Source organism: Streptomyces triculaminicus, from assembly GCF_017349075.1.
Classification (GTDB): domain Bacteria; phylum Actinomycetota; class Actinomycetes; order Streptomycetales; family Streptomycetaceae; genus Streptomyces; species Streptomyces triculaminicus.
Genome location: NZ_JAFMOF010000005.1, coordinates 56727 through 73367, shown reverse-complemented (window position 1 = coordinate 73367; position 16641 = coordinate 56727). Strand labels below are relative to the sequence as shown.

The 16641-nt window shown below is 74.1% G+C and carries 21 protein-coding genes and 1 pseudogene; 16 read left to right on the top strand and 6 right to left on the bottom strand.

What is annotated here, in order from left to right; genetic code table 11:
- Positions 1-22 precede the first annotated feature (22 nt).
- Genes J1792_RS28665 through J1792_RS28655 form a run of 3 tightly spaced genes read left to right on the top strand, consistent with a single transcriptional unit; the run spans position 23 to position 2611 of the window.
- A complete protein-coding gene (locus J1792_RS28665) occupies positions 23-994 on the top strand; it encodes an ABC transporter ATP-binding protein (protein ID WP_086567442.1) in 972 nt (323 codons plus the stop codon).
- Between the two features lie 37 nt (positions 995-1031).
- Positions 1032-1868, top strand: coding sequence for an ABC transporter permease (locus J1792_RS28660; protein ID WP_086567440.1), 837 nt, complete (start codon positions 1032-1034; stop codon positions 1866-1868).
- Between the two features lie 59 nt (positions 1869-1927).
- The gene (locus J1792_RS28655; RefSeq protein ID WP_179198793.1) at positions 1928-2611 is read left to right on the top strand and encodes a hypothetical protein; all 684 of its coding nucleotides are present in this window, start codon (positions 1928-1930) and stop codon (positions 2609-2611) included.
- Positions 2612-2645: 34 nt separating this feature from the next.
- On the opposite strand, the gene J1792_RS36190 is transcribed toward J1792_RS28655, so the two are convergent.
- The 4 genes and pseudogenes from J1792_RS36190 to J1792_RS28640 form a co-directional block, all read right to left on the bottom strand.
- Complete coding sequence (locus J1792_RS36190) at positions 2646-2720, bottom strand: 50S ribosomal protein bL37 (protein WP_466319588.1); 75 nt, start codon at positions 2718-2720, stop codon at positions 2646-2648.
- A gap of 97 nt (positions 2721-2817) precedes the next feature.
- Positions 2818-3330, bottom strand: a complete 513-nt coding sequence (gene ybaK, locus J1792_RS28650; RefSeq protein WP_207248535.1) for a Cys-tRNA(Pro) deacylase — start codon at positions 3328-3330, stop codon at positions 2818-2820.
- A gap of 33 nt (positions 3331-3363) precedes the next feature.
- Entirely contained in the window at positions 3364-4101 is a 738-nt protein-coding gene (locus tag J1792_RS28645; protein ID WP_207248534.1) for an LON peptidase substrate-binding domain-containing protein, read from the bottom strand.
- A 44-nt stretch (positions 4102-4145) separates the two neighbouring features.
- Positions 4146-5688, bottom strand: a pseudogene (locus J1792_RS28640) (oxidoreductase).
- A 247-nt stretch (positions 5689-5935) separates the two neighbouring features.
- On the opposite strand from J1792_RS28640, the gene hisD reads away from it, so the two are divergent.
- Genes hisD through hisF form a run of 8 tightly spaced genes read left to right on the top strand, consistent with a single transcriptional unit; the run spans position 5936 to position 11655 of the window.
- Positions 5936-7261, top strand: a complete 1326-nt coding sequence (hisD, locus tag J1792_RS28635; protein ID WP_207248533.1) for a histidinol dehydrogenase — start codon at positions 5936-5938, stop codon at positions 7259-7261.
- Positions 7258-8379 (top strand): histidinol-phosphate transaminase, encoded by a 1122-nt coding sequence (locus J1792_RS28630; protein ID WP_207248532.1) that lies wholly within the window; start codon positions 7258-7260, stop codon positions 8377-8379. The genes hisD and J1792_RS28630 overlap by 4 nt, the downstream gene beginning before the upstream one ends.
- On the top strand, positions 8379-8972 hold the full coding sequence (gene hisB / locus J1792_RS28625) for an imidazoleglycerol-phosphate dehydratase HisB (protein ID WP_207248531.1): 594 nt from the start codon (positions 8379-8381) through the stop codon (positions 8970-8972). The genes J1792_RS28630 and hisB overlap by 1 nt, the downstream gene beginning before the upstream one ends.
- On the top strand, positions 8969-9136 hold the full coding sequence (locus tag J1792_RS28620) for a CG2302 family histidine operon protein (RefSeq protein WP_179199165.1): 168 nt from the start codon (positions 8969-8971) through the stop codon (positions 9134-9136). Before hisB ends, J1792_RS28620 begins: the two co-directional genes overlap by 4 nt.
- On the top strand, positions 9133-9777 hold the full coding sequence (gene hisH / locus J1792_RS28615; RefSeq protein ID WP_207248530.1) for an imidazole glycerol phosphate synthase subunit HisH: 645 nt from the start codon (positions 9133-9135) through the stop codon (positions 9775-9777). The genes J1792_RS28620 and hisH overlap by 4 nt, the downstream gene beginning before the upstream one ends.
- A complete protein-coding gene (gene priA / locus J1792_RS28610; RefSeq protein WP_207248529.1) occupies positions 9777-10502 on the top strand; it encodes a bifunctional 1-(5-phosphoribosyl)-5-((5-phosphoribosylamino)methylideneamino)imidazole-4-carboxamide isomerase/phosphoribosylanthranilate isomerase PriA in 726 nt (241 codons plus the stop codon). Before hisH ends, priA begins: the two co-directional genes overlap by 1 nt.
- Positions 10499-10903 carry a RidA family protein gene (locus J1792_RS28605; protein ID WP_207248528.1) on the top strand — a complete coding sequence of 135 codons (405 nt, stop codon included), beginning with the start codon at positions 10499-10501 and terminating at the stop codon, positions 10901-10903. Before priA ends, J1792_RS28605 begins: the two co-directional genes overlap by 4 nt.
- On the top strand, positions 10900-11655 hold the full coding sequence (hisF, locus tag J1792_RS28600) for an imidazole glycerol phosphate synthase subunit HisF (protein WP_207248527.1): 756 nt from the start codon (positions 10900-10902) through the stop codon (positions 11653-11655). Before J1792_RS28605 ends, hisF begins: the two co-directional genes overlap by 4 nt.
- A gap of 63 nt (positions 11656-11718) precedes the next feature.
- On the opposite strand, the gene J1792_RS28595 is transcribed toward hisF, so the two are convergent.
- Both J1792_RS28595 and J1792_RS28590 read right to left on the bottom strand, forming a co-directional pair.
- The gene (locus J1792_RS28595) at positions 11719-12303 is read right to left on the bottom strand and encodes a DoxX family protein (protein WP_207248526.1); all 585 of its coding nucleotides are present in this window, start codon (positions 12301-12303) and stop codon (positions 11719-11721) included.
- A gap of 57 nt (positions 12304-12360) precedes the next feature.
- Positions 12361-12993 carry a TIGR03085 family metal-binding protein gene (locus tag J1792_RS28590; RefSeq protein ID WP_207248525.1) on the bottom strand — a complete coding sequence of 211 codons (633 nt, stop codon included), beginning with the start codon at positions 12991-12993 and terminating at the stop codon, positions 12361-12363.
- Between the two features lie 103 nt (positions 12994-13096).
- Between J1792_RS28590 and hisI the strand changes: the two genes are divergently transcribed.
- The 5 genes from hisI to J1792_RS28565 all read left to right on the top strand — a co-directional run bounded on the left by hisI (position 13097) and on the right by J1792_RS28565 (position 16615).
- On the top strand, positions 13097-13465 hold the full coding sequence (gene hisI / locus J1792_RS28585) for a phosphoribosyl-AMP cyclohydrolase (RefSeq protein ID WP_207248524.1): 369 nt from the start codon (positions 13097-13099) through the stop codon (positions 13463-13465).
- A gap of 11 nt (positions 13466-13476) precedes the next feature.
- Entirely contained in the window at positions 13477-15018 is a 1542-nt protein-coding gene (locus tag J1792_RS28580; protein WP_207248523.1) for an anthranilate synthase component I, read from the top strand.
- Between the two features lie 121 nt (positions 15019-15139).
- Positions 15140-15754, top strand: a complete 615-nt coding sequence (locus J1792_RS28575) for a TIGR02234 family membrane protein (protein ID WP_207248688.1) — start codon at positions 15140-15142, stop codon at positions 15752-15754.
- Between the two features lie 113 nt (positions 15755-15867).
- Positions 15868-16095, top strand: a complete 228-nt coding sequence (locus tag J1792_RS28570; RefSeq protein WP_086570981.1) for an HGxxPAAW family protein — start codon at positions 15868-15870, stop codon at positions 16093-16095.
- Between the two features lie 100 nt (positions 16096-16195).
- Positions 16196-16615 carry a DUF2752 domain-containing protein gene (locus J1792_RS28565; RefSeq protein ID WP_242705061.1) on the top strand — a complete coding sequence of 140 codons (420 nt, stop codon included), beginning with the start codon at positions 16196-16198 and terminating at the stop codon, positions 16613-16615.
- Positions 16616-16641 lie beyond the last annotated feature (26 nt).

The following is a 16641-nucleotide window of genomic DNA, read 5'->3' as shown; positions in this document are numbered from 1 at the left end:
GCGGCATACCGCGGGCGAGACGGTGTGTACCGTGCGCGGGCTCGTCAAGACCTATCCCCCCGCGCGCTCCCGGCGTGGGGAACCCGCCGCGGCCCCCGTGCGGGCCAGCGACGGCATCGACCTCGACGTCCGGCGCGGCGAGATCTTCGGCCTGCTCGGCCCCAACGGCGCCGGCAAGACCACGCTCGTACGCCAGCTCACCGGCCTGCTGCGACCCGACGAGGGCCGCGTCGAGCTCCTCGGCCACGACCTGGTCCGCCACCCCGAGCGCGCCTCCCGCCTCGTCGGCTACCTGGGCCAGGAGTCCACCGCGCTCGACGAGCTGACCGTCGCCCTCGCCGCCGAGACCACCGGCCGGCTGCGCGGCCTGGACCTGCGCACGGCCCGCGCCGAGCGCGACGCCGTCCTCGACGAACTGGGCCTGACCCCGCTCGCCGGACGGCCGCTGAAGAAGCTCTCCGGCGGCCAGCGCCGCCTCGCCTGCTTCGCCGCCGCCCTGGTCGGCGACCGCCCGCTGCTGGTGCTGGACGAGCCGACCACCGGCATGGACCCGGTGGCCCGCCGCGCGGTGTGGGCCGCCGTCGACCGGCGGCGCGCCGAGCGAGGGGCCACGGTGCTGCTGGTCACCCACAACGTCATCGAGGCCGAGACCGTGCTGGACCGCGTCGCGGTGCTCGAGCGCGGCCGGATCATCGCCTGCGACACCCCGGCCGGCCTCAAGGAGCTCGTCGGCGACGACGTACGGGTCGACCTGGTCTGGCGGGACGCCCCGCCGCTCGACGTTCCCGAGGTCGCGGCCCTGCGCGAGTCCGCCCAGGAGACCGGCCGCCGCTGGTCGCTGCGGCTCGGCCCCGCCGAGGCGCGCGCCGCCGTCGCCGCCGTGACCGGCGGCCCCGCCTTCGCCGCGCTCGACGACTTCACGCTCGCCACGCCCAGCCTGGAGGACGTCTACCTCGCCCTGGGCGGCCGCGAGAAGGGGCTGATGAAGGGGTGAGGGCCGTCCCGACCGGACCGAACAGGAGCTGTGCCGCGTGACTGCTGTATCCGCCGAAGCGGTGTCGGGGAAGGCGCCCGCCGCGTCCGCCCCCCGGCCGTGGTCCGAGGACGGCGGCCCCGCCCCGCTCGCGCCCAGGGCACGGCTGCTGCCCGCGCTGGCGGCGGTCTACCGCGCGCAGCTCTCGCGCGCCCGCGTGGCGCGGATCCCGCTGCTGTTCGTGGCCACGTTCCAGTCCGTCGGCATCATGATCCTGATGCGCGGCGTCGTCGACGGCGGGGCCGAGGCGCGCGCCGTGGTGGCCGGGTCCAGCGTCCTGGTCGTGGCGTTCGTCGCGCTGAACCTCCTGGCCCAGTACTTCGGCCAGCTGCGGGCCAGCGGCGGCCTGGACCACTACGCGACGCTGCCGGTGCCGCCGGCGGCCGTCGTGCTGGGGGCGGCCGGGGCGTACGCGTCGTTCACCGCGCCCGGCACGGCCGTCACGGCGGTGGTGGGCAGCGTGCTGTTCGGGCTGCCGATGACGCACCTGTGGGTGCTGGTCGCGGTGATCCCGCTGGCCGGCGCGGCCCTCGCCGGGCTCGGCGCCGCCCTGGGCCTGCTCGCCCCGCGCCAGGAGCTGGCGACGCTGTGCGGCCAGCTGGGCATGTCGGCGGCGCTGCTGCTGGGCGTGCTGCCGGCCCAGCACATGCCGGCGCCGGTCGCCTACGCGCGCGACCTGCTGCCCTCCACCTACGGCGTGGAGGCGCTGGCGCGGAGCTTCGACGCGCACCCCGACTGGCTGCGGACGGCGGCCGACCTCGGGGTGTGCGCGGCCGTCGGCGTGGTGTCGCTGGCGGCGGCGACGTGGGCCTACCGCCGGGCGGCCGTGCGGTGACGCGCCGCAGCGACCGTCCTGGCTCCGGGGCGTCCGCGTCCACCTGGCACGATGGCGGGGTGACCGCACCGCTGACGCCGCACGGCAACTCCCCCTCCGAACCCGGACCCGGCTCCGGCCCGGACCTTCCGCAGCACACCGGGGACGAGGCCGCGGACACCGCGCCCGGCCTGTCCGAGGAGACCCGTACGGAGCTGCGGCAGGGCGCGGTGATCCTGGCGTTCGTGACGCTCTGCGGCGTACTGCTGGGGCTGCTGTGGCTGTGGCTGGCGCCGAGGGTTCCCCTGATCTCCGACGGCAAGGCCGTCTACCTCAGCAACACCGAGGGCGAGCAGGCCGTCGGCGCGGACGGCTGGTTCGGCCTGCTGGGCCTGGTGTTCGGCGCGGTCGCCGCGGCCGTGGTCTTCCTCTGCTACCGCAAGGGCGGCATCGCGATCGTGGCGGGCCTCGCGGCGGGTTCGCTGCTGGCCTCGCTGATCGGCTGGCGGCTGGGCGTCTGGCTCGGCCCGACGGCCGACGTGGCCGGGCACGCCCGCGCCGTGGGCCAGGGCGTGGTCTTCGACGCGCCGATCAAGCTCGCCGCCAAGGGCATGCTGCTGGCCTGGCCGCTGGCGGCCATGGCCGTCCACCTGGGCCTGACGGCCCTCTTCGGCCCCCGCGACCCCGAGCCCGAGGCCGGGCCGGAACTCCACTGGTCCCGGCCCGGAACCCCGCCCGCGCAGGACGCGGAGGAGCAGAACTAGGGCGTGTCCGCCCCGGCCCGGCCCCGGCCCGGCGCTAGGCCGGCCGGCGGCCGTGGTTGGCGCGGCCCTTCTTCAGGCGCCAGCGGCGTTTGCGGGTGCGCTTCGACATGGGCGTCCCTCCCTGTGCGCGGCCGCCCACGCGGCGGCCCGCCCCTCGGTCGTAGCGGAGGGCGCCCTCGCCGTCCAGACCCCGCACGGGCCACGGCTCAGCCGCGGGCGATCGGGGCGATCACCGCGCCCGTCAGAAGCGCCAGGTCGGCGGGGGAGAGCTCGACCTCCAGGCCCCGCCGACCCGCCGAGACACAGATCGTGGCGTGGGAGCGCGCGGAGGCGTCCAGCGCGGTCGGCAGGCGCCTGCGCTGACCCAGCGGGGAGATCCCGCCCCGGACGTACCCCGTCACGCGCTCGGCGGCCGCCGGGTCCGCCATCGCCGCCCGCTTGCCGCCGACCGCCGCCGCCAGCGCCTTGAGGTCCAGCGAGCCGGACACCGGCACGACAGCCACGGTCAGCGCGCCGTCCACGTCGGCCACGAGCGTCTTGAAGACCCGGCCCGGCTCCACGCCCAGGGCCCGCGCCGCCTCCTCGCCGAAGGAGGCGACGGCCGGGTCGTGCTCGTAGGAGTGCACGGAGAAGGCCGTGCCCGCCCGCTCGAGGGCGACGATCGCGGGCGTCGCGCCCGCGCCCGCCTTCGCCCCGTTCCCGCTGGACTTCCTCGCCACGGCGGTCGTCCTCCGTCCGGTTGGGGCTGATGCCTAGTTGGGGCTGGTCGGGCGCCGGGTCAGATCGACGGCCGGCAGCGACGGCAGCTTGCTTATCACCGCGGTCTCGGCCCGCAGCAGCCGCAGTTCCTCCGTCAGCCGGGACGCCGTGTCGGGCGCCTGCAGCAGGCGCTGCTTGGCCGGGGTGTCCAGCACCGCGGCCGCGGCCACGAGGTAGGACAGCACCCGCGGCTCGCCGGGCAGCTCCGCCTGCCGGGCCAGCGACGTCTCGCTCGCCCCGGCCAGCCGCTTCTGGTACGCCCGGAACGCCCGGACGACGCCGGCGGCGAGGGCGCCGGCCTCGTCGCCCTGCCGCTCCTCGATCTCCTCCACCTCACCCGTCAGATACGGGCCCGAGGCGTCCACCGACAGCAGCCGGAAGCGCGTGGTGCCGGTGGCCAGGACCTCGTACGTGCCGTTCTCGCGCCGCCGGATCGTGGCCGCGTCGGCGACGCAGCCCACGGTGTGGAACGACCGCAGCGGGTCGGGGCCGAAGCCGGAGGCCGGGCCGGGCTCCGGGCGGGCGTCGTCGGGCAGGCCCGGGGCGCTGGGCGCCACCTCGTGCCCGTCGCGGATGGCGACCACGCCGAAGCGGCGCGGCGCGTCCTCGGGGAGCTGCGCCAGTTCGCGCATCATCGTGCGGTACCGCTGCTCGAAGACGTTCAGCGGCAGCACGAGGCCGGGGAACAGCACCGAGTTCAGCGGGAAGATCGGAAGGCGCGCGGTGGTCACGGCGGGTAAGCCTAATGGCCGTGCGGACGGACGGGCCGGGGATTTCACTGCCGGCGCAGCAGGCGGGAGGCTCCCGCCGCCACCGTCGTGGCGAGGATCCAGCCGAGGAGGGTGAGGACGGCCACCGCCCACTGCTGGCCGCCGGTGGGGCGCCAGGCGGCGCCCTGGCCCAGGTCGATGACGGGCAGCAGCAGGTCCAGGGTGTACAGCTCGGGGTTCCAGGCGGGGCCCTCGCCCTCCTTGAGGGGTGGCACCGGGCGGTAGGAGAAGTAGAAGCCTCCCAGCGCCCACAGCACCGCCATCCACACCGCCGCCCGCCCCGGGCGGTAGCCGTAGGCCACCGTCCAGTCCTGCAGGTACCCCCACGCCTTCCCGGCCGGTGGCAGCGTCTCGCGCCGGCGGCGCTGCTTGGCGAGCAGCACCGCCCGGGCGTCGGCGTCCTCGCCGCTCGAGCGCAGGGCGCCCGCCAGCCGCTCGTAGGGCTCCGGGGCGTACTCGGGCGTGGCCGCGGCCACCCAGTCCAGGCGGCGGGCCAGCGGGAAGGAGCCCAGCGGTATCAGGTTCTCGTAGGTGAAGCCGGCCATCACCAGGCCCCCCGGGCCCGGCCAGCTGTCGTAGCGGTCGACCAGGTTGACCACCCGCGCCCCCGACAGCACCACCCGCCCGCGCTCCTGCCGCTCGCCGAGGAAGCGCAGCTCGGGCGTCTGGACGCGGCGCAGCGACAGCTCCTGGTCCGCCTCCATCACGAACCGGGCCTGGCTGAGGTCCACCGCGTCCCCGAACCGCCCGTCGTCCAGCCGGGCCCCGCCCAGGCACTCGAAGCGCCGCAGCCGGGGGCCGCGGTCGGGGGCGGGGTGGTGGAGATGCCGTACGGGGAGTGGCGCCGCCCGCGAAGCGGGAGCCGCCCAGGCCCGCGGAGGTGAGGTAGAGGGTGCGTTCGACGGTCAGCTGGGGGGCGTTGAGGGCGCGGCGCCCGTAGGGGTTGTTGAGGGTGGAGCCGCGCAGGCTCAGCGAGGCCCCGATGGTGGCGCCGCGCATGCTCAGCTCGCCGTGCGAGCGCATCATCTCGGCCTGCAGGTCCTGCCCGACCGTCATCCCGTCGGCGGCTATGGACACCCCCCGCCGGTCGCGCCGCACCACCAGCTGGTTGAGCAGCAGGTCCGTGCCGATGTGGGCGTCGGTCAGGCGTATGCCGTGCTGGACGACGCAGCGCGGCAGGTGGAGGTCGCCGTCGGTGCGGATGCGCGCGGCCTCGACCCGGGGGATGGCGCAGCCGACCAGGCGCAGGGTGGTGAAGGTGCTCTCGGGCAGGAGCAGCTGCTGTTCGAAGCGGCAGTTGTGGAGCTCGACGTAGGGCACGACGGTGCCGCCGGACAGGTCGAGGGTGCCGGTGATCTGCACGCCGTTGAGCTTGAGCGCGGCCACCCGGCCGGGGCGGGCGGAGGGGGCGTTCAGGAGCAGCAGGGCGACGACGCGGGCACGCACGCTGCGGTCGGCGCCCCAGGTGTAGGGGGCGGAGGGATCGTTCTGCTCGGGGCTGGAGGTGCGTAAGTCGTGTGTGGTGCCGTTGCGGAACGCCTCCCACATGTCCCGCTCGACGGCGGTCAGCTCGAGGTCCGCGGGCGGCCCGCCGTCGTGTGGATCGGTCACGCTCGTCCCTCCCTTCACCTGTGGCGCCCGGTCAGGGGCCCCATTCCCTTCGGGTGACTGTTCGAACACCCCTGGTGAGGGCCGATTGTCCGGCCTCGGTCAGAAAAAGATCAACACTTTGGCCCCGTATCACTGAGTGGTACGGGGAGCCGTGTGCCGGGACGGGTCTGAGACAATTGGCCATGTGATCTCCCGAATCGATCTGCGCGGCGACGCCTTCCCTGTGAACGGCATCGACCGCGACCTGCTGCCCCGTGCCGAGCTCGACGTCGAGGCCGCCCTGGAGAAGGTGCGGCCCATCTGCGACGACGTGCATCATCGCGGCACCGCGGCCCTGATCGACTACGCGGAACGCTTCGACGGTGTGCGCATCGAGCGGGTGCGGGTGCCCGCCGAGGCGCTCACGCGCGCCCTTAAGGAGCTCGACCCCGCCGTGCGCGCGGCCCTGGAGGAGTCCATCCGGCGCGCCCGCCTCGTCCACCGCGAGCAGCGCCGCACCGACACGACCGTCCAGGTCGTCCCCGGCGGCACGGTCACCGAGCGCTGGGTGCCCGTCGAGCGCGTCGGGCTGTACGTGCCGGGCGGGCGGTCCGTCTACCCCTCGTCCGTGATCATGAACGTCGTCCCGGCCCAGGAGGCCGGCGTGGGCTCCATGGCCGTCGCCTCCCCGCCCCAGGCGGACTTCGGCGGCCTGCCGCACCCCACGATCCTGGCCGCCTGCGCGCTGCTGGGCGTCGACGAGGTGTACGCGGCCGGCGGCGCCCAGGCCGTCGCCATGTTCGCCTACGGCACCGACGAGTGCCGCGCCGCCAACATGGTCACCGGCCCCGGCAACATCTGGGTCGCCGCGGCCAAGCGCCTGCTCAAGGGCCGCATCGGGATCGACGCCGAGGCCGGCCCGACCGAGATCGCCGTCCTCGCCGACCACACCGCCGACCCGGTGCACGTCGCCGCCGACCTGATCAGCCAGGCCGAGCACGACCCGCTGGCCGCCTCGGTGCTCGTCACCGACTCCGAGGAGCTCGCCAGCGCCGTCGAGAAGGAACTCGAGGCGCAGGTGGCGGTCACCAAGCACATCGAGGACCGGATCGTGCCCGCCCTCGGCGGCCGCCAGTCCGGCATCGTGCTGGTCGACGGCATCGAGCAGGGCCTCGCGGTCGTCGACGCCTACGCCGCCGAGCACCTGGAGATCCAGACCGAGAACGCCGCCGAGGTCGCCGCCCGGGTGCGCAACGCCGGCGCGATCTTCGTCGGCCCGTACGCCCCCGTCTCGCTCGGCGACTACGCAGCCGGCTCCAACCACGTGCTGCCCACCGGCGGCTGCGCCTGCCACTCCTCCGGGCTGTCGGTGCAGTCCTTCCTGCGCGGCATCCACGTCGTGGACTACACCCGCGAGGCGCTGGCCGAGGTCGCCGGGCACGTGGTGACGCTGGCCGAGGCCGAAGACCTGCCCGCCCACGGCGCGGCGGTCAAGGCGAGGTTCGACTGGAAGGTTCCGGACGGCAAGTGACGGACACATCCCCCTCGTCCCCCTGGGACGACCTCCCCATCCGGGACGAGCTGCGCGGCCAGTCCCCGTACGGCGCCCCCCAGCTCGACGTGCCCGTACGCCTGAACACCAACGAGAACCCCTACCCCCTGCCCGACGCCCTCGTCGCCCGCATCGCCGAGCGCGTCGCCGAGGCCGCCCGGCACCTCAACCGCTACCCCGACCGGGACGCGGTCGAGCTGCGCACCGCGCTCGCCGCCTACCTCACCCGCACCACGGGCCACGAGGTCACCGCGGCCGGGGTCTGGGCCGCCAACGGCTCCAACGAGGTCCTCCAGCAGCTGCTGCAGACCTTCGGCGGGCCCGGCCGCACCGCGATCGGCTTCGAACCCTCGTACTCGATGCACGCCCTGATCTCGCGCGGCACCGGCACCGGCTGGATCTCCGGCCCGCGCCGCGAGGACTTCACCATCGACGTCGACGCGGCCGTGGCCGCCATCGCCGAGCACCGCCCCGACGTCGTCTTCGTCTGCTCGCCCAACAACCCCACGGGCACGGCGGTCGACGAGGAGACGGTCCTGCGGCTGTACGAGGCCGCGCAGGCGGCGAAGCCCTCGATGCTCGTCGTCGACGAGGCCTACGGCGAGTTCAGCCACCGCCCCTCACTGCTGCCGCTCATCGAGGGCCGGCCCCACCTCGTCGTCTCCCGCACCATGTCCAAGGCGTTCGGCGCCGCCGGGCTGCGCCTGGGCTACCTCGCCGCCGCCCCGGCCGTCGTCGACGCCGTCCAGCTCGTCCGGCTGCCGTACCACCTGTCGGCCGTCACCCAGGCCACCGCGCTCGCGGCCCTGGAGCACACCGACACGCTGCTCGGCTACGTCGAGCAGCTCAAGGCCGAGCGCGACCGCATCGTCACCGAGCTGCGCGCCATGGGCTGCGAGGTGACCGACTCGGACGCCAACTTCGTGCAGTTCGGCCGCTTCGAGGACAGCCACGCCGCCTGGCAGGCCATCCTCGACCAGGGCGTCCTGGTACGGGACAACGGCGTGCCGGGGTGGCTGCGGGTCACCGCGGGCACCCCGCAGGAGAACGACGCGTTCCTGGACGCGGTACGCGCCCTTCGCAAGGAGAACAACTGATGACTCGAGTGGGCCGCGTCGAGCGCACCACCAAGGAGACATCCGTCCTGGTCGAGATAGACCTCGACGGCACCGGGCAGGTCGACGTGTCGACGGGGGTCGGTTTCTACGACCACATGCTCGACCAGCTGGGCCGCCACGGCCTCTTCGACCTCACCGTCAAGACCGACGGCGACCTGCACATCGACACCCACCACACCATCGAGGACACCGCGCTCGCGCTCGGCGCCGCCTTCCGGCAGGCCCTCGGCGACAAGGTGGGCATCTACCGCTTCGGCAACTGCACCGTGCCCCTGGACGAGTCCCTCGCCCAGGTCACCGTGGACCTCTCCGGCCGGCCGTACCTGGTGCACACCGAGCCCGAGAACATGGCGCCGATGATCGGCGCGTACGACACGACGATGACCCGGCACATCCTGGAGTCCTTCGTCGCGCAGGCGCAGATCGCGCTGCACGTCCACGTCCCGTACGGGCGCAACGCCCACCACATCGTCGAGTGCCAGTTCAAGGCCCTCGCCCGGGCCCTGCGCTACGCCAGCGAGCGCGACCCGCGCGCGGCTGGAATTCTCCCGTCCACGAAGGGTGCGCTGTGACAGGCCTGTCGACTGTTCTGATCGTTGTCGGGCTGTTCCTGATCGGCGGCATCGTCTCCTTCCTCAAGCAGGGCATGCCCAAGAGCGTGATCACGCTGCTGGGGATCGGTGCGGCGATGTGCCTGACCGCCGGTGTGATGCGTATCGAAGGGCTGTGGTCATGAGTTCCCCCGCCAAGAAGGTCGTCGTCTTCGACTACGGCTTCGGCAACGTCCGTTCCGCCGAGCGGGCCCTGGCCCACGTCGGCGCGGACGTCGAGATCACTCGCGACTACGACAAGGCCATGAACGCCGACGGGCTGCTCGTCCCCGGCGTCGGCGCCTTCGACGCCTGCATGCGGGGGCTGCGCGCCGCGCGCGGCGACTGGGTCATCGGGCGCCGGCTCTCCGGCGGGCGTCCCGTCATGGGCATCTGCGTCGGCATGCAGATCCTCTTCGAACGCGGCATCGAGCACGGCGTGGAGACCGAGGGCCTCGACGAGTGGCCCGGCGTGGTCGAGCCGCTCAAGGCCGACGTCGTGCCGCACATGGGCTGGAACACCGTCGCCCCGCCCGAGGACTCCCAGCTCTTCGCGGGCCTGGACGCGGACACCCGCTACTACTTCGTGCACTCCTACGCGGTGCGCGAGTGGACGCTGGAGGTCGGCAACGCCAACATCCGCGCCCCCAAGGTCACCTGGGCCAGGCACGGCGAGCCGTTCGTGGCCGCCGTGGAGAACGGGCCGCTGTGGGCCACCCAGTTCCACCCCGAGAAGTCCGGCGACGCCGGAGCCCGGCTGCTGACCAACTGGATCGAGACGCTGTGATGCCGAAGCTTGAACTCCTGCCCGCCGTCGACGTCCGGGACGGGCAGGCCGTCCGTCTCCTCCACGGCGAGTCCGGCTCCGAGACCTCCTACGGCGACCCGATGACCGCCGCCCAGGCCTGGCAGCGCTCCGGCGCCGAGTGGCTGCACCTGGTCGACCTGGACGCCGCCTTCGGCACCGGCGACAACCGCGCCCAGGTCGCCGAGGTCGTCCGTTCGATGGACATCAAGGTCGAGCTGTCCGGCGGCATCCGCGACGACGCCTCGCTCGCCGCCGCCCTCGCCACCGGCTGCACCCGCGTCAACCTCGGCACCGCCGCCCTGGAGACCCCCGAATGGGTCGCCAAGGTCATCGCCGAGCACGGCGACCGCATCGCCGTCGGCCTGGACGTGCGGGGCACCACCCTGAGCGGCCGCGGCTGGACCCGCGACGGCGGCGACCTCTACGAGACCCTCGCCCGCCTCGACTCCGAGGGCTGCGCCCGCTACGTCGTCACCGACATCGCCAAGGACGGCACCCTCCAGGGCCCCAACCTGGAGCTGCTGAAGAACGTCTGCGCGGCCACCGACAAGCCGGTCGTCGCCTCCGGCGGCGTCTCCTCCCTTGACGATCTGCGTGCGCTCGCCACCCTGGTACCTCAGGGGGTCGAAGGCGCCATCATCGGCAAGGCCCTCTACGCCAAGGCGTTCACCTTGGAAGAGGCTCTGGAGGCAGTGTCCGTATGAGTCAGACCCCGGCCCCGCAGCGCGTGCAGACTGACAGCCCCTGGGAAGAGTCGATCGGATTCGCACGTGCCGTGGCGGCCGGGGACCGGGTCCTCGTGGCCGGGACGATGCCCCTGGTCAGGGGAGTCCTCCACGGTGAGGGAGACCCGTACGAGCAGACGCTGGTGGCGTTCGGCAACGCGCTCGAGGCGCTGAAGCGCTTCGGCCTCGGCGCCGAGTCCGTCGTCCGCACCCGCATGTATCTCACCCACGCGCGCGACGTCGACGCCGTCGGCCGGGCCCACAAGGAGCTCTTCGAGGACGTCCGGCCGGCCGCCACCCTGGTGGTGGTCTCCGGCTTCGTCGACTCGCGCGTCCTGGTCGAAGTAGAAGTAGAAGCTTTCAGAGGAGAACCGGCGTGACCCTCGCCGTGCGAGTCATCCCCTGCCTGGACGTGGACAACGGCCGGGTCGTCAAGGGCGTCAACTTCCAGAACCTGCGCGACGCGGGCGACCCCGTCGAAATGGCCCGCGTCTACGGACGGGAGGGCGCCGACGAGCTCACGTTCCTGGACATCACGGCCTCCTCCGGCAACCGCGAGACGACGTACGACGTGGTGCGCCGCACGGCCGAGGAGGTCTTCATCCCCCTCACCGTCGGCGGCGGCGTGCGCACCGCCGAGGACGTCGACAAGCTGCTGCGGGCCGGCGCCGACAAGGTCGGCGTCAACACCGCCGCGATCGAGCGGCCCGAGCTGATCCGCGAGATCGCCGAGCGCTTCGGCCGGCAGGTCCTGGTCCTGTCGGTCGACGCGCGGCGCACCCCCTCCGGCTCCTTCGAGGTCACCACCCACGGCGGCCGCCGGGGCACCGGCCTCGACGCCGTCGAGTGGGCGCACCGGGCCGCCGAGCTCGGCGCCGGGGAGATCCTGCTGAACTCCATGGACGCGGACGGCACCAAGGACGGCTACGACGCGGAGATGATCCGGGCCGTGCGCAAGCACGTCGTGGTCCCGGTCATCGCCAGCGGCGGCGCCGGCCGCCTGGAGCACTTCGCCCCGGCGGTCGAGGCCGGCGCGGACGCGGTGCTGGCCGCCTCGGTCTTCCACTTCGGCGACCTGCGGATCGCGGACGTCAAGGGCGCGCTGCGGGACGCGGGGCACCCGGTCCGCTGAGCCCGGCCAGGGGCCGGAGGCGCCGCGTCACGCGGCTCCTCCGGCCTCTCCGGCTCTCGCCCCTCAGTCCCGGATCAGCAGGAACACGGCTCCCGCCACCACCGCCAGCGCGATCGCGGCCACCCCGTACGCCAACCGGTTCGTCCGCAGCACCGGCAGGAAGCGGTCCACCGCGTAGGCCCCGGGCCCGGTCAGGGCCAGCGCCGTGGCCCCGACGGCGATCAGAAGGGTGAACTCCACGCCCTGGGGCAGGAAGAAGGCCCCCCACGTCACGCCCAGCGCGTTGATCATGGTGCCCAGGACCGCCGCCGCGGCGAGCGGTGTGAGCAGCCCCAGGAACAGCCCCGCCCCGCCCAGCGTCTCGCTGAGCCCGGCCACCACAGCCATGGCTTTACCCGCCGGGTAGCCCGACAGGGTGAAGAATTTCGCCGTCCCGTCGAGCCCGGGCCCGCCGAACCAGCCGAAGAGCTTCTGCGTGCCGTGGCCCATCATGATGAGCCCCAGCATCAGGCGCAGCAGCAGGAGCCCCAGGGAGACGCCGGTCCCTGCCGAGGACGCGTACAGGGGGCCGTACGAGGGCCCGTGCGGCGATCCGTACGAGGACCCGTACGAGGAGTCGCCGTAGCGGGATCTGTTGGGGAAAGCCATGGTCGGAGCCTTCTTCCATGCGTCGGGTGTGAGTGTCCGATGCGGCCCCCGAGCCCATTAGATACCCAGTTTCGCCTCCCGTAGCTTCGCGAGCGCGTCCTCGTCGCCCTCCGTCTTGACCCGGGCCACGCCCTGGCGGCCGAAGCCGAAGAGGACCAGCTCGCCGGGCTCCCCGGTGACGGTGACGACCGGCGTGCCCCGGTGGGCGACGGCCGTGCGCCCGTCGGGGCGTCTGAGCACCAGCCCCACGGGCGAGCGGCGGCCGAGGAGCCGGGCCGTGCGCTCCAGCCGGCTCCACAGCGCGTCCGCGAAGACGGAGTCCGGCTCGCGCGGCGTCCACTCCGGCTGGGCGCGGCGCACGTCCTCGGTGTGGACGTAGAACTCGACGGTGTTCGCCGCCTCGTCCACCGGCTTGAGGGCGTACGGCGACAGGCGCGGCGGCCCGGTGCGGATGAGCTGGACGAGTTCCGAGAAGGGCTTGGCGGCGAACTCCGCCTGCACCCGCTCCAGGCGGGCGGCCAGCGGCTTGAACACGATGCCGGCGGCCGCGTCGGAGCGCCGTTCGCGCACCACCACGTGCGCGGCGAGATCACGGGCGCGCCAGCCGCCGCAGAGCGTCGGGGCCTCGGGGCCCACCATCTCCAACAGGTCGGCGAGGAGCAGACGTTCGCGTTGGGCATGAGTTGACATGGCGTCACCCTACGACCGGCACTCCCGCCCGGCCATGCCGCCGCGCCCCGCCCGGCACGGCCGACGGCGAACGCCTCGCCGCGACGCGGGCACAATGGAGCACATGACCGGCAACGCCTGCCCCTCCTCCGCCCTCGACCCCGCCATCGCCGCCCGCCTCAAGCGCGACGCCGACGGCCTGGTCCCCGCCATCGCCCAGCAGTACGACACCGGCGAGGTGCTCATGCTGGGCTGGATGGACGACGAGGCGCTCCACCGCACCCTGACCACCGGCCGCTGCACCTACTGGAGCCGCAGCCGCCAGGAGTACTGGGTCAAGGGCGACACCTCCGGCCACGTCCAGCAGGTGAAGTCGGTGGCCCTGGACTGCGACGCGGACACCATCCTGGTGAAGGTCGACCAGACCGGCCCGGCCTGCCACACCGGCACGCGCACCTGTTTCGACGCCGACTCGCTCCCGCTCGCCCAGTAGGCTCCGCTGCCATGGCTGCCACCACCGCAACTGTCTCCCCCGGGGATGTCACCCCCGACGCGGACACCTTCCGCACGCTGGCCCAGGACCGCCGGGTCATCCCCGTCACCCGGCGCTTCCTCGCCGACGGCGACACGCCCGTGGGCCTCTACCGCAAGCTGGCGGCCGAGCGCCCCGGCACCTTCCTGCTGGAGTCCGCGGAGAACGGCCGCACCTGGTCGCGCTACTCCTTCGTCGGCGTGCGCAGCGCCGCCACCCTCACCGTGCGCGACGGGCGCACCCACTGGCTCGGCACCCCGCCCGTCGGCGTCCCCACCGACGGCGACCCCCTCGCCGCCCTGCGGGCCACCGTGGAGGCCCTGCACACCCCGCGCGACCTCATAGAGGGTGCCGGAATGCCGCCCTTCACCGGCGGCATGGTGGGCTACCTGGGCTACGACATCGTCCGCCGCCTCGAGCGGATCGGCGAGCACGCCGGCGGCCCCGGCCCGCACGCCCTGGACCTGCCCGAGCTCACCATGCTGCTCACCTCGGACCTCGCCGTCCTCGACCACTGGAACGGCACGGTCCTGCTGATCGCCAACGCGATCAACCACAACGACCTGGCGACCGGGGTCGACGAGGCCTACGCCGACGCCGTCGCCCGGCTCGACGCGATGGCCGCCGACCTGCGCCGCCCGGTCCCCTCCGACCCCACCGTCCTGCCGCCCTCCGAGCTGCCGGAGTACACCGCCCGCTGGGGCGGCGCCGACTACATGGCGGCCGTGGAGGAGATCAAGGAGCGCATCCGCGCCGGCGAGGCCTTCCAGGTGGTGCCCTCGCAGCGGTTCGAGACGCCCTGCACGGCCTCCGCGCTGGACGTCTACCGCGTGCTGCGGGCGACGAACCCGAGCCCGTACATGTACCTGTTCCGCTTCGACGGCTTCGACGTCGTCGGCTCCAGCCCCGAGGCGCTGGTGAAGGTCGAGGACGGGCACGCGATGGTGCACCCCATCGCCGGCACCCGCCCGCGCGGCGCCACGCCGCAGGCCGACGCGGCGCTCGCCGAGGAACTGCTGGCCGACCCCAAGGAACGCGCCGAGCACCTGATGCTCGTCGACCTCGGGCGCAACGACCTCGGCCGGGTCTGCGAGCCCGGCAGCGTCGAGGTCGTCGACTTCATGTCGATCGAGCGCTACAGCCATGTGATGCACATCGTCTCGACGGTGACCGGCCGGCTCGCCGAGGGCCGCACCGCCTTCGACGTGCTCACCGCCTGCTTCCCCGCCGGCACCCTGTCCGGCGCGCCCAAGCCGCGCGCCATGCAGATCATCGAGGAGCTCGAGCCGACGCCGCGCGGCCTGTACGGCGGCTGCGTCGGCTACCTCGACTTCGCCGGGGACTCCGACACGGCCATCGCCATCCGCACCGCGCTGCTGCGCGACGGCACCGCCTACGTCCAGGCCGGCGCCGGCGTCGTCGCCGACTCCGACCCGGCGGCCGAGGACGCCGAGTGCCGCAACAAGGCGGCGGCCGTCCTACGGGCCGTCCACACGGCGAACCGCCTGGGCTGACCGGTTGTGGGCAGTCGTTCCGCAGGGCGGAACGGGTGGGCACAACCGGACCACCGGGCCGCACCCCGCTCCCGCACCACCCACAAGGACCAGCGATAGTAGAAACCGTGACCGTAGCCGCATCCCACCCCACCACCCCCGCACCGCCCGGCGCAGCGTGGGGGCCGCCCTGCTCCTCGGCGCCGCCGGCGCCGCGCTCGTCCTGCTGTCGGGCGGCCGCACCTGGTCCGAGGGCAGCGCCCCCGCCGCCCAGGGCACCCTGGCCGAGCAGGCCAGCGGCCAGGACGTCACCGCCCTGCCGGGCGCGCTGGCCGTGGTGGGCCTGGCCGCGCTCGTCGCCGTCTTCGCGGTGCGCGGCGCGGGCCGTCTGGTGGTGGCGGTGCTGCTCGCCCTCAGCGGCGCCGGCACCGTGGCGGCCGCGCTCGTCGGCGCGGACGACACCGGCGCGCTGGAGGAGAAGGCCGCCAAGGTCGCCGGCAACACCCAGGCCACCATCGGCGACGTCACCCACACCGCCTGGCCGTGGGTGGCCGTCGCCGGCGGCGCGCTGCTGTTCCTCGCCGGACTGCTCGCCGTGCGCTACGGACGCCGCTGGCCCACCATGTCCGGCCGCTACGAGCGCGACGGCACCCCCCGCCCGCGCCGTCCGCGCGCCGCCGTCGACCCCGACCGCCCCGAGGAGCTGTGGAAGGCCCTCGACCGCGGCGAGGACCCCACCGGCGAAGCCGGCCGCTGAAGGCGGCGGCGTGACACGCCAACCCCGGCGCACGGCGGCCCGGGGCGTCGGGGACAATGTCCCCGAGCGATCTCTGCGCCCGCGGGCGCGATACAGCAACGAGGAGTCAACTCATGTCGGCTAGCGACCACGGCCACACCCCTGCGGCCTGGACCGGTGTCACCATCGCCTTCATCGGCTTCTGCATCTCCGGTGCGTTCGTCGTGGCGGCCAAGCCCGTCGGCTTCTGGGCCGGCATGGTCGTGGTGGCCCTCGGCGGCGTCGTCGGCGGCGTCATGCGCGCCATGGGCATGGGCATGGTTCCCAAGGGCGGCGTGAAGGCCCAGGGGCAGAAGGCCTGACCTCCCGCCTGCCTCGCCATGGCGCGGCCCGGGCCCGTACGGACGCCAGAAGACGGGCCCTGAGCTGCGCCTTCGCGTTTTCCGGCGGACACTCGGCAGTGTGAGCGCCTCCGCACGCGGGCCCCTGGCCCACCGCCTGGCCGCGCCCCTGGGCGTGGCCGCCGGCATCGGCGCGGCCGTCGCCGGGGTCGCTGCCGTGGACCCCAACCGGCCCGGCCACTACCCCGCCTGCCCCCTGCTGCGCTGGACGGGGCTGTACTGCCCGGCCTGCGGCGGCCTGCGCGGCCTGTACGCGCTGGCCCACGGGGACCTGGCGGGCGCGCTGGGCGCCAACGCCCTGGCCGTCGCCGGCTACGCGGCCTTCGCCGTGCTGTGGGCCCTGTGGCTCGCCAGGGCCCTCGGCCCCGGCGGGGGCTTGCCGCTCGCCCCGCGGGCCCGGCACTGGTGGGCGCTGGGCGGCGTCCTGCTCGTTTTCACGCTCGTACGGAACCTGCCGTTCGGGTCGGCGCTCGCGCCCTGAGCGGCGCCGGAGGCCCCCGCCGGGCG

Bases quoted from the DNA above. Each gene is read 5' to 3' on its own strand.
- J1792_RS28590 (WP_207248525.1), bottom strand. From the start codon at position 12,993: ATGTCAACTCATGCCCAACGCGAACGTCTGCTCCTCGCCGACCTGTTG.
- hisH (WP_207248530.1), top strand. From the start codon at position 9,133: ATGAGTTCCCCCGCCAAGAAGGTCGTCGTCTTCGACTACGGCTTCGGC.
- J1792_RS28605 (WP_207248528.1), top strand. From the start codon at position 10,499: ATGAGTCAGACCCCGGCCCCGCAGCGCGTGCAGACTGACAGCCCCTGG.
- J1792_RS28570 (WP_086570981.1), top strand. From the start codon at position 15,868: ATGTCGGCTAGCGACCACGGCCACACCCCTGCGGCCTGGACCGGTGTC.
- J1792_RS28580 (WP_207248523.1), top strand. From the start codon at position 13,477: ATGGCTGCCACCACCGCAACTGTCTCCCCCGGGGATGTCACCCCCGAC.
- hisB (WP_207248531.1), top strand. From the start codon at position 8,379: ATGACTCGAGTGGGCCGCGTCGAGCGCACCACCAAGGAGACATCCGTC.
- J1792_RS28595 (WP_207248526.1), bottom strand. From the start codon at position 12,303: ATGGCTTTCCCCAACAGATCCCGCTACGGCGACTCCTCGTACGGGTCC.
- hisI (WP_207248524.1), top strand. From the start codon at position 13,097: ATGACCGGCAACGCCTGCCCCTCCTCCGCCCTCGACCCCGCCATCGCC.
- priA (WP_207248529.1), top strand. From the start codon at position 9,777: ATGCCGAAGCTTGAACTCCTGCCCGCCGTCGACGTCCGGGACGGGCAG.